General features: G+C 71.0%; 6 protein-coding genes and 1 pseudogene. All 7 read right to left on the bottom strand.

The annotated features are described in order from the left end of the window. A pseudogene (locus tag Q5762_RS18900) lies at positions 1–437 on the bottom strand (ribonuclease E/G); the annotation flags it as partial. A 234-nt stretch (positions 438–671) separates the two neighbouring features. Beyond that, entirely contained in the window at positions 672–1463 is a 792-nt protein-coding gene (locus tag Q5762_RS18895; RefSeq protein ID WP_315893315.1) for a TIGR03936 family radical SAM-associated protein, read from the bottom strand. A gap of 125 nt (positions 1464–1588) precedes the next feature. Continuing rightward, positions 1589–2950: a hypothetical protein gene (locus Q5762_RS18890; protein WP_315893314.1), complete on the bottom strand. Its 1362-nt coding sequence runs from the start codon at positions 2948–2950 to the stop codon at positions 1589–1591. Positions 2951–3020: 70 nt separating this feature from the next. Then, a complete protein-coding gene (locus Q5762_RS18885; protein ID WP_315893313.1) occupies positions 3021–4949 on the bottom strand; it encodes a TIGR03960 family B12-binding radical SAM protein in 1929 nt (642 codons plus the stop codon). 50 nt (positions 4950–4999) lie between these two features. After that, complete coding sequence (locus Q5762_RS18880) at positions 5000–6517, bottom strand: CYTH and CHAD domain-containing protein (RefSeq protein WP_315893312.1); 1518 nt, start codon at positions 6515–6517, stop codon at positions 5000–5002. A 53-nt stretch (positions 6518–6570) separates the two neighbouring features. Beyond that, positions 6571–7767, bottom strand: coding sequence for a rod shape-determining protein RodA (gene rodA, locus Q5762_RS18875; RefSeq protein WP_315893311.1), 1197 nt, complete (start codon positions 7765–7767; stop codon positions 6571–6573). Positions 7768–7771: 4 nt separating this feature from the next. Then, positions 7772–9961 (bottom strand): penicillin-binding protein 2, encoded by a 2190-nt coding sequence (gene mrdA / locus Q5762_RS18870; protein WP_315893310.1) that lies wholly within the window; start codon positions 9959–9961, stop codon positions 7772–7774. Positions 9962–9980: the final 19 nt, after the last annotated feature.

Genomic DNA, 9980 nt, shown 5'->3' with positions numbered 1-9980 from the left:
TCGACCGGAGCCTCCTCGACCACGGCGGGGGTCTCGACGACCTCGGTCTCCACGACCGGCTCTGCGACCGGCTCGGGTGCGGTGGCCTTACGGGTCGCACGGCGACGCGTACGAGCGGGGGCGGCGGGCTCCTCGACCGGAGCCTCCTCGACCACGGCGGGAGTCTCGACGGTCTCGGCGACCGGCTCGGGGGCGGTGGCCTTCCGCGTGGCACGGCGACGCGTGCGGGCGGGGGCGGCCGGCTCCTCCACGGGCTCCGGCGCGGCGGCCGGGGTGGTGGCCGGCGTCTCCACGACGACCTCGGCCACGGTCTCGGTGACCTCCGCCGCGACCGGCGGACCGGCGGGGCGGGAAGCGGCGCGGCGCCTGCGGCGCGGCGGCAGCTTGTCACCAGGTGCGTTGTTGTTCTCGTTGCTTTCTTCGTGCTGCTCGAGCATGCGGGCGGTTCTCCCGTCACGCCCCCGGGCGCCGCGCCTTGGTCCGGTCCGGCGGCACGATCGCGCACGATGCGCGGTGCCGCCGTCCGGGGCGCGGGCGCCGCACGGGAGCTGATGTCTGGCTCGCCGGTTCCGTACGCGTTCTGCGGACGGCCTGGCGAAAGTCTCCTGGTCAGTGCGCGGCCCGACCCAGGTGGCTCCCGAGTGCCAGGGCTGCGCTACAACGACCGCTCCCTACGCGGAACCGGTACCCGGCGCCGTCGCTGAGGCGGTCGCGGCGGCCGTGGGTGAAGCGGCCGTGACTGCCTCGCGGTCGGGCGCGAGCGGGTCGGTCACCGTGCCGGACTCCTCGTCGAAGAGCCCCTGCGCCAGCCTGGTCACCGCTGCGGGGACCGGCGGCGCCAGGTCGGCCACAGCTCGGAGACCGGACAGGACGTCGTCGGGTCGCACGGCAGGTGTCACGTGCCGAACAACCAGCCGCAGTATCGCACAGGCATTGTCCAGGGGCCTATCAGGCTGTGGACGCGCCTGTGGACGGTCGGCGACGAGGTCGGCGACGGCGGAGCGGGCGTCGAAGGTGCGGATGCCGTTCTTGGTCTTGCGCTGTACTTCCACGGTCTCGGCGGCGAGGAAGGCCTCGACGGCCTTCTCGGCGTCCTCGAAGGTGACGCCGTCGAGCCGGAGCTCCCACACGGAGGCGGTGAGCCGGTCGGCGAGTCCCGACGTACGGGCCTCGACGGCGTCGGTGATGTCGAGGCCTGCGGGGAGCGACTCGTCGAGCAGCACCCGCAGAGTCTCCGGGTCCCGCGCCTCGGTGAGGGCGATCTCCAGGTACTCGGCCTCGGAGCCCGTACCCGTGGGGGCGGCGTTGGCGTACGACACCTTGGGGTGCGGGGTGAAGCCGGCCGAGTACGCCATGGGCACCTCGGCGCGGCGCAGCGCGCGCTCGAAGGCGCGCTGGAAGTCACGGTGGCTGGTGAACCGGAGGCGGCCGCGCTTGGTGTAGCGCAGTCGGATGCGCTGCACCGCCGGTGCGGGCGGCGGGCCTTCGGGCTGTCGCTTGCCCAGTGGTTCTTCTCCTCGGTGCGGGGCGGGCGCGGGTGCCGCGCCGCCCTCGAACAGACGGGTGGCCTCTGGGGGGCCCGACCGGCTCACCCCGGCTTTCGCAGGGAGGTCTCGGGGGTGGGCGCCGCGCCGGAGGCGGTTGTTGTACTACCCAGAGTACGCGTAGCGGCCACCACCGGTTCCCGGGGCTCGGGCATCCGGGGTGCGCCGACGAGCGCGCGCCACGCGTCCTTGCGCGTCTGCCGTACGGTCGCGCGCGCCGAGGCGAGCGCCTCCCGCGCGACCCGGCCGGCGCCGACGGCGGCCTTCCTGGCGGGGGCCCAGACCTGGTCACGGACCCAGTGCCCGAGGGGTGTGCAGACGCTTCGGTAGACCCAGGCGGTGGGCCGGCCCACGAGATTCCAGGCGGCCCACTTGAGGGCGCGCCCGACGGCCCGGGAGATGAATCCGGCGACACGCCAGCAGACCCGGAGCGCGTCGAGAACCTCCCGCCCGACCGGCACGAGCACCCGCCGCCAGAGCCACCCGAGGGGCACGACGACCCCGTACCGAACGCCAGGCACGACGACGTACCGCCACACGGCCACCCACGGCCACACGAACACCGCCATCCCAACCCACCGAAGCACCCGCCCAATCCCGGTGAACGCCCAGGCCAGACCGTGGCCGAGGCCGGTGAAGACCCAGGCCAGGCCGTGGCCGAGTGGCGTAAGGACCTGGCGGTACAGCCAGATCGTCGGCAGCGCGACTCCGTACCGGGCCACCGGGACGACGACGTACCGCCACAGCCCCAGAGCCAGGAAGGCGAGTCCCGCGCCGATCGGGGTGAGGATCCACCGGTACATCCAGGCGGCGGGGACACCGATCCCGTACCGCGCGACCGGCACGACGACGTACCGCCACAGCCCCACCCACGGCCACACGAACAACACCATGCCGAGGCCCCAGCCCAGCCGGGTGAGGAACCAGACCAGCGCGTGGCCCAGCGGGGTGAGGAGTTCGCGGTACAGCCAGACGGCGGGCACGGCGAACCCGTACCGGGCCACGGGCACGACCACGTACCGCCACAGCCCCACCCACGGCCACACGAACAACACCATGCCCAGCCGGCGGGCGGTGGTGGCGAGGGCTCGGCCCAGGGGGGTCAGGACGTGGCCGTACAGCCAGACGGCGGGGATCACCAGCCCGTAGTGGACGGCCGGGAGCACCAGCTGACGCCACAGCCAGACCCACGGCCGGACGAAGAGGGCCTTGCCCAGCCAGGTCAGCGCGCGGCCCGTCGGGCGGAGGACCGTTCGGTCGAGGGCGCGGGCGGCGACCACCAGGACGTCCCAGACCATCCGGACGGGGACGACGATCACCAGCACCACGATCCGGATCGGGATCCTGATCGCCACCGTCAGGCAGCCCTCCGGTTCGGGTCGGGGACCGGCTTTCTCCATGTTCATGCTGGGAATGACGCGACGGCCCGGCCGAGGGTTTCCCCTCGCGCCGGGCCGTCGCCGGAGTGTTACGCGGCTACTTGACGACCGTCAGCGGCAGCAGCTTCTTGCCCGTGGGGCCGATCTGGATCTGCGTGTCCATCTGCGGGCACACGCCACAGTCGAAGCACGGCGTCCAGCGGCAGTCCTCGACCTCGGTCTCGTCGAGCGAGTCCTGCCAGTCCTCCCAGAGCCAGTCCTTGTCGAGGCCCGAGTCCAGGTGGTCCCAGGGCAGGACCTCCTCGTAGGTGCGCTCGCGCGTGGTGTACCAGTCGACGTCGACGCCCATGTCCGGCAGCGTCTTCTCGGCGCAGGCCATCCAGCGGTCGTACGAGAAGTGCTCGCGCCAGCCGTCGAAGCGGCCGCCGTCCTCGTACACCGCGCGGATGACCGCGCCGATCCGGCGGTCACCGCGCGAGAGCAGGCCCTCGACGATGCCGGGCTTGCCGTCGTGGTAGCGGAAGCCGATCGAGCGGCCGTACTTCTTGTCGCCGCGGATCTTGTCCCGGAGCTTCTGCAGCCGCGCGTCCGTCTCCTCCGCCGAGAGCTGCGGGGCCCACTGGAACGGGGTGTGGGGCTTCGGGACGAAGCCGCCGATGGAGACGGTGCAGCGGATGTCGTTCTGCCCGGAGACCTCGCGGCCCTTGGCGATCACGTTGACCGCCATGTCGCCGATCTGGAGCACGTCCTCGTCGGTCTCGGTGGGCAGGCCGCACATGAAGTACAGCTTCACCTGGCGCCAGCCGTTGCCGTACGCGGTGGAGACCGTACGGATCAGGTCCTCCTCCGAGACCATCTTGTTGATGACCTTGCGCATGCGCTCGGAGCCGCCCTCGGGGGCGAAGGTGAGACCGGAGCGACGGCCGTTGCGGGTCAGCTCGTTTGCCAGGTCGACGTTGAAGGCGTCGACGCGGGTCGACGGCAGCGACAGGCCGATCTTGTCGTCCGTGTACCGGTCCGCGAGGCCCTTCGCGATGTCACCGATCTCGGTGTGGTCCGCGGAGGAGAGCGAGAGGAGGCCGACCTCCTCGAAGCCGGTCGCCTTGAGGCCCTTCTCGACCATCTCGCCGATGCCGGTGATGCTTCGCTCCCGCACGGGGCGCGTGATCATGCCGGCCTGGCAGAAACGGCAGCCGCGGGTGCAGCCGCGGAAGATTTCGACGGACATGCGCTCGTGGACGGTCTCGGCGAGCGGGACCAGCGGCTGCTTGGGGTACGGCCACTCGTCGAGGTCCATGACGGTGTGCTTGGACACCCGCCACGGCACGCCCGAGCGGTTCGGCACGACGCGGGCGATCCGGCCGTCGGGCAGGTACTCGACGTCGTAGAAGCCCGGGATGTAGACCGAGCCGGTCTTGGCGAGCCGGAGGAGGACCTCCTCGCGCCCGCCCGGGCGGCCCTCGGCCTTCCAGGCGCGGATGATCTCGGTCATGTCGAGGACGGCCTGCTCGCCGTCGCCGATGATCGCCGCGTCGATGAAGTCCGCGATCGGCTCGGGGTTGAAGGCGGCGTGGCCGCCGGCGAGCACGATCGGGTGGTCGACGGTGCGGTCCTTGGACTCCAGCGGGATGCCCGCCAGGTCGAGGGCCGTGAGCATGTTGGTGTAGCCGAGCTCGGTGGAGAAGCTCAGGCCGAAGACGTCGAACGCGCCGACCGGTCGGTGGCTGTCGACGGTGAACTGCGGGACGTCGTGCTCCCGCATCAGCTCTTCGAGGTCCGGCCAGACGCTGTACGTGCGCTCGGCCAGGACGCCCTCGCGCTCGTTCAGTACCTCGTAGAGGATCATGACGCCCTGGTTGGGCAGACCGACCTCGTACGCGTCCGGGTACATGAGTGCCCAGCGGACGTCGGCGGACTCCCACGGCTTGACCGTGGAGTTCAGCTCTCCACCGACGTACTGAATCGGCTTCTGCACGTGCGGGAGCAGAGCTTCGAGCTGCGGGAAGACAGACTCGGCAGCAGACATCTCGAACCTTCGTGAGCTGGCAGGGGGCGACTCTCAAGCGTACCCGTTGCTCAGTGGGTGAGTGGCGCCCTCAGTTTCGGGGCCGAGGCCTTGGCCCAGACCTCGGGGAACTCGCGTTCGCCGGCCGCGCCGGCGGCCTCCTCCTGGCCGTGCAGGAGCCCCCAGGTGAAGGCGGACTCGCCGGCCGCGTGGGCCTGGATGGCGAGGTCGCGCAGGGCGTCGCGGGCGACGACGCTGTCCTGGTGGTCGCCGAGGACGGTCTGGACGGCCTTCATCCGCTTGGCGAAGCGCTTGGCGGGCTTGCCGAGGGCGGGCCGGGCGGCCTCGGCGGCGTAGCGGGCGCGCTTGGCGGCCTTGCGGGCCTCGTGCATCGCGAGGTCGCGGTCGTGGCCCGCGGGCAGGGCGAGGGCGTGGTCGGCCCGGGTGGCGAGGCGGTCGTAGTCCTTGAGTACGGCGCGGGCGAGGACGGACTCGGCGTCGTCGTGGGCGGCCTTGCGGAGCGGCGGGTCGGCGAGGAGCGTGTCGAGGGCGTCGAGGAGTGCGAGGTGGCGGGCGGAGTCGAGGGCGGCGAGGGTCTTGCGGCGGGCGCCGCCGCCGTGGGCGTTGTTCCAGATCCGCAGCCGGGCGCGGACGGGGCCGAGAGCGAGGGTGCGCGGGAGTTCGTCGAGGCGGGCGCGGAGGCGTTCGTTGAGGACCTCCTGGTCGCGGGCGAACCCGAGTTCGCCCGCGAGCCATTTGAGCTCGTCGCCGAGGGGGTCGGTGACGGTGCGGTCCAGGACCTTGCGGTAGCTCTTGAAGGCGCTGCGGAGGCGTCGGCAGGCGACGCGCATCTGGTGCACGGAGTCGGGGAGGTCGCGCCGGACTGCGGGGTCGAGCGCGACGATCGCGTCGACCTGCTCCCGTACGTACGCGAGGACGCGGGCACCTGCGGTGTCGGTCTCCCCCACCACGGGCTCGGCTCGGACTGCCGCCTCCCCCGTCTCCTCCAGCGCCCTTGCCAGCTTCGACGACGACGTCGACGGGCTGATGCCCGCCTTCTTCAGACGTTTTTCGACCGCGTCGAGGATCTCGGGGTCCGCGTCGTCCGCGACTTCGACCTCGATCTCGGTCCAGGAGGTGTCGGGGCCGGCGGGGAGGCGGTCGGCCCGGACCGTGTCGATGGAGACCTCCGCCAGCAGCGTGCCCTCCTCGTCCACGAGGTGACGGACCGCGCGGGAGGAGCGGAGGCGGACGACGGGGACGACGGACTCGGCGCGGGTGCGGGAGCGGATCAGGGCCGCCAGCGACTTGGGGAGGTTCTCCGAGAGCGGGGCCCTGATCTCGTCGCGGATCCCGGACGCGACCGGGAACTTGAGGTGCCAGCCCTCGTCCTCGCCGCCCGTGCGGCGGCGCAGGGTGAGCGAGTCCGCCGCCAGGCGTAGGCCCGGCGTGTCGTAGTACGTCGCGTCGAGCTCCGTGTCGCCCCGGTCCACGACCGAGGCGACCCCCGCCGCCCGCGTCAGGTCGGGCAGCTCCGTCCGGGCCGTGGCTTCGTACTTCCGCTCGATCTCGCGCTTCGTCTCCGCCATGAATCGAATCTAGACGGGAAGTGAACGGAAGGGGAGTCCGCGTCGGTCCCGGATCAGGCGGTCATCGGCCGCTGCACCCTGATGGACTGGAGCAGCCCGATCGCCACCCACACCGCGAACATCGACGAGCCGCCGTACGAGACGAACGGCAGTGGCAGGCCCGCCACCGGCATGATGCCGAGCGCCATGCCGATGTTCTCGAAGGACTGGAAGGCGAACCAGGCGATGATGCCGGCCGCGACGATCGTGCCGTAGAGCTCCGTCGTCTCGCGGGCGATCCGGCAGGCCCGCCAGAGGATGACGCCGAGCAGCACGATGATGAGTCCGCCGCCGAGGAAGCCGAGCTCCTCACCCGCGACGCTGAAGATGAAGTCGGTCTGCTGTTCGGGCACGAACTGGCCGCTGGTCTGGTGGCCGTTGAAGAGCCCGGCGCCGTACAGGCCTCCGGAGCCGATCGCGATGCGCGCCTGGTTGGTGTTGTAGCCGACGCCCGCCGGGTCGAGCTCGGGGTTGGCGAAGGCGGCGAAGCGGTTGATCTGGTACTCGTCGAGCAGACCGAGCGCTGTGACGGCGACCGCGCCGGCGACTCCGGTGCCGATGAGGCCGAGGACCCAGCGGTTGGAGGCGCCGGAGGCGAGCAGCACGCCGAGCACGATCACGGCCATGACCATGACCGAGCCGAGGTCCGGCATCAGCATGACGATCGCCATCGGCAGCGCGGCGAGCAGCAGGGCCTTGGCGACGGTGCGGTGGTCCGGGTGCACCTGGTCACCGGCGTCGACCTTGGCGGCCAGCAGCATCGCCATGCCCAGGATGATCGTGATCTTCACGAACTCGCTGGGCTGGAGCGAGAGGCCGCCGATCACGAGCCAGGCGTGCGCGCCGTTGATGGTCGCGCCGAGCGGGGTGAGGACGGCGAGGATCAGCAGGATCGAGATGCCGTAGAGGATCGGGACCGCGCCGCGCAGGGTGCGGTGGCCGAGCCAGATCGTGCCGATCATCAGGACGAGCCCGATGCCGGTGTTGAGCGAGTGCCGGAACAGGAAGGCGTACGGGTCGCCCGCGTTCAGCTCGGTGCGGCCGCGGGTGGCGGACCAGACGAGCAGCGCGCCGATGAAGGACAGGGTGAGCGCGGAGAGCAGGATCGGCCAGTCGAGCCGGCGCACCACCGAGTCGCGGGCGGTGAGCTTCGCCAGTGTGCCGCGCTCGGGGGCGTACCGGGAGACGGAGAAGCCGTGAGGTGCGGTCATCGGTTCAGTCTCCAGTCCTGGAGGGCGGGCCCGCGAGCGGCTGCTCTCCGTCGGCCTTCTTCTCCGGGTCGACCAGCTGGGACTTGGGGTCGTACGCCTTGACGTCCGGGGCGTCGATGGAGCCGTCGGGCTGGACCTTCGGCAGCGTCGACTGCGGCTTGGGCAGCAGGGCGCGCTTGAGGTCCTGGTTGCCCTCGTCGTCGAGGCCGTAGAGGGCGTCGTAGATGTTGCGCACGGCGGGGCCGGAGGCGCCGGAGCCCGTACCACCCTGGGAGATCGTCATGACGATCGTGAAGTCGTCGGTGTACGTCGCGAACCAGGAGGTCGTCTGCTTGCCGTAGACCTGGGCCGTACCGGTCTTGGCCCGCATCGGGATCTTGTCCTGCGGCCAGCCGCCGAACCGCCAGGCGGCGGTGCCGCCGGGCTCGACGACCGAGCGCAGGCCCTTGTCGAGGTCCCGGATCGTCTGGGCGTCGACCGGCAGCTTGCCGTGGGGCTTGGGCGCGATCTCCTCGATCCGCTTGCCGTCGGGGCTGATCACGGCCTTGCCGATGGTGGGGTTGTTGAGGGTGCCGCCGTTGCTGATGGCGGCGTAGGCGGTGGCCAGCTGGATGGGGGTGATGAGGACGTCGCCCTGACCGATGGCGAAGTTGATGCTGTCGAAGGCCTTCAGCTGGTTGCCTTCGAGGCAGCTCTCGTAGGCGATCTGCTCGACGTACGTGCCCCCCTTCTTGCCCTGCTTGCACCAGGAGTCCTTGTTGGCCTCCCAGAAGCTCTGCTTCCACTGACGGTCCGGGATGCGGCCCTTGACCTCGTTCGGCACGTCGATGCCGGTCTCGGCGCCGAATCCGTAGTCGCGGGCGGTCCGGTAGAACCAGTCCTGGGCGTCCTTGTTCGGCTTGAGGCCGCCGTCGCGCTGCCACTCCTGGTGGCCGAGACGGTAGAAGACGGTGTTGCAGGAGAACTTGAGGGCGTCGCCGAGGGTGATGGGGCCCTGTCCCTTGGACTCGAAGTTCGCGAAGCTCCGGTTGCCCATGCTGTAGGAGCTGCTGCAGAGGTACTTGTCGTTGAAGTCGTAGCCCGCGCGCACGGCCGCGCTCGCCGAGACCACCTTGAAGACGGAGCCGGCGGGCGCCTGGCCCTGGATGGCCCGGTTGAGCAGCGGGTAGTTGGAGTCCTTGCTGGTGAGCTGCGCGTAGTCCTTGCCGGAGATGCCGCCGACCCAGGCGTTGGGGTCGTAGTCGGGCTGGGACGCCATCGCGACGACCCGGCCGGTCTTCGACTCCATGACGACGACGGCGCCGGAATCCGCCTCGTACTTACGGCCGGTGATCTTGTCCGTCTCGCCCCGGACGGTCTTCATCGCCTGGTGGAGCTCGTACTCGGCGACGGACTGGACCCGGGCGTCGATGCTGGTGACGAGGGTGGAGCCGGGCACGCCCGGCTCGGCCTCGGTCTGGCCCATGACCCGGCCGATCTTGTCGACCTCGTAGGACGTGACGCCCGCCTTGCCGCGCAGCTCCTTGTCGTAGGTGCGCTCCAGGCCGGAGCGGCCGACCTGGTCGGAGCGCAGGTGCGGCGAGTCGGTGTCCTTGGCCTTCTGGATCTCCTCGTCGGTGACGGGCGAGAGGTAGCCGAGGACCTGGGCGGTGCGGGCCTGACCGGGCGCGGTGTAGCGGCGTACGGCGGTGAGTTCGGCGGTGATGCCGGGGAAGTCCTCGGTGCTCTCCCGGATCCGCAGGGCCTGCTGCGTGGTGGCCTCGTCGGTGATCGGGATCGGCTGGTAGGGGGAACCGTTCCAGCAGGGCTTCGGGGTCTTGGAGTCGCAGAGCCGGACCTTGTCCATGACCTCCTTGGGCTGCATGCCCAGGACGCCCGCGAGTCGGGTGAGGACGGCCTTGCCGTCGTCCTTCATCTTCATCAGGTCGGTGCGGGACGCGGAGACCACGAGCCGGGTCTCGTTGTCGGCGAGCGGGACGCCCCGGGCGTCGAGGATGGCGCCGCGGACGGCGGGCTGGACGACCTGCTGGATGTTGTTGCTCCTGGCCTCGTCCGCGTACTCCTTGCCGTTGCGGATCTGGAGGTACCAGAGGCGTCCGCCGAGGGTGAGGAGAAGGGAGACGACGAGGATCTGGATGACGATCAGCCGGGTCTGGACCCTCGGGGTCCGCCCGGTCTCCGGGATGTTGCTCATGCTGCCGTTGCCCCCTCGG

The sequence above is a fragment of the Streptomyces sp. P9(2023) genome (assembly GCF_032436795.1).
In the GTDB taxonomy this organism is placed as follows: Bacteria; Actinomycetota; Actinomycetes; order Streptomycetales; family Streptomycetaceae; genus Streptomyces.
Note: the sequence above shows the minus strand (reverse complement) of the source record. Positions and strands in the feature narration are given on the sequence as shown.